The organism is Brevibacterium sp. R8603A2 (assembly GCF_023072605.1).
GTDB classification, from domain to species: domain Bacteria; phylum Actinomycetota; class Actinomycetes; order Actinomycetales; family Brevibacteriaceae; genus Brevibacterium; species Brevibacterium pityocampae.
The window spans coordinates 1-1,349 of the sequence record NZ_JALLGN010000034.1 but is presented as its reverse complement, the minus strand read 5'-3'; the positions used below and the strand labels follow the sequence as shown (position 1 = coordinate 1,349).

The following is a 1,349-nucleotide window of genomic DNA, read 5'->3' as shown; positions in this document are numbered from 1 at the left end:
TGTCAGTCTGTTTCTGCCGGGTTCCGCGAGAATCGGGTAGTCCCGGCCGGCGCGGTTTGACCCTTGCTTATGATTGGCCCGCATGGTGCCTTTGCGTTGATCTGTCGACCGTCCGGCCGGGGCTGTATCAAGCGCTGCCGCCGGTCGGGCGTGACCTAATAGGAGCCTGGAGCATACTTTCGACAGCGTCCCCGTGACAGTCCTGTCCACCCGCCGACGACAGCGTGAAACCCACGATAACGGGCGAAGGAGACAGCATCATGGACGATGTTGAGCAGTTCAGATCAGGGCACTTCGTAATCGGCATCGACACCCACAAACACATCCACGTCGCAGCAGTCATGGACTCTGTCGGCGGGATCCTCGCGACTCTCACGATCGCGACCGACACCGCCGGGTTCAAACAACTCCTTGAGTGGGCTGCGGGATTCGGGAAGATCATCGCGTTCGGCATCGAGGGCACCGGCTCCTACGGGGCCGCGCTCACGTCTTTCGTCCGCCGTCACGGGCACAAGGTCATCGAGGTCTCCCGTCCTGATCGGCGGCTGCGGAGACTGAACGGGAAGTCCGACACCCTCGACGCAGAGAACGCTGCCAGGGCAGTGCTCGCCGGGTTCGCGACCGCGATCCCCTAAACCGCGGACGGCGTCGTTGAGATGATTCGACAGCTGAAAGTCGCGCACGATACCGCGGTGAAGGACCGCACCGGCGCGATGGTTACCCTCAAAGCGATGCTCGTCCACTCTTCTGAGGACCTTCGCCGGGAGACGGCGAAGAAAACGCAGAAGATGGTCGCGAGGCACTGCGCCGCGCTCCGTCCGCGGGGTTTGGAGACGCCAGAAGATGCGAACCGTTACGCGCTCAGATCGATCGCGAAGCGCTGGATCGCACTAAGCGAAGAAACCAAGGAACTCGAAGCACAGATCGAGCAGCTCGTGCTCCAACGCGCGCCGCACCTGCTTGACGAATTCGGGATTGGCGTCGATACCGCCGCGGAGATCCTCATCGTCGCCGGTGGCAATCCCGAACGAATCCGAAGCGAGGCCGCGTTCGCGAAGCTCGCCGGAATCAGCCCTGTTCCGACCGGTTCAGGAATGACCAGTGGGAAGTATCGCATCAACCATGGCGGACATCGGCAACTCAACGCGGCGATCTACCGGACCGTGATTGTCAGGATGAGATTCCACGAGCCCACGATCGCCTACGTCGCCCGTCGCACCGCCGAGGGCAAGAGCAAACGCGACATCATCCGCTGTCTGAAACGCTACGTGATCCGCGAGGTCTACCACCTCGTCAAGACCGACCCGCGAACCGGCGAAATCATGAGTTGACAACTATAGGAGCATCAA

2 protein-coding genes are annotated in these 1,349 nt (G+C 61.6%); both read left to right on the top strand.

Annotation, left to right across the window (positions count from 1 at the left end; all coding sequences use genetic code 11):
- Nucleotides 1-260 precede the first annotated feature (260 nt).
- Nucleotides 261-635, top strand: a complete 375-nt coding sequence (locus MTQ12_RS14745) for an IS110 family transposase (protein WP_247619218.1) — start codon at nt 261-263, stop codon at nt 633-635.
- Between the two features lie 57 nt (nt 636-692).
- Complete coding sequence (locus tag MTQ12_RS14740; RefSeq protein WP_247619217.1) at nt 693-1,331, top strand: transposase; 639 nt, start codon at nt 693-695, stop codon at nt 1,329-1,331.
- Nucleotides 1,332-1,349 lie beyond the last annotated feature (18 nt).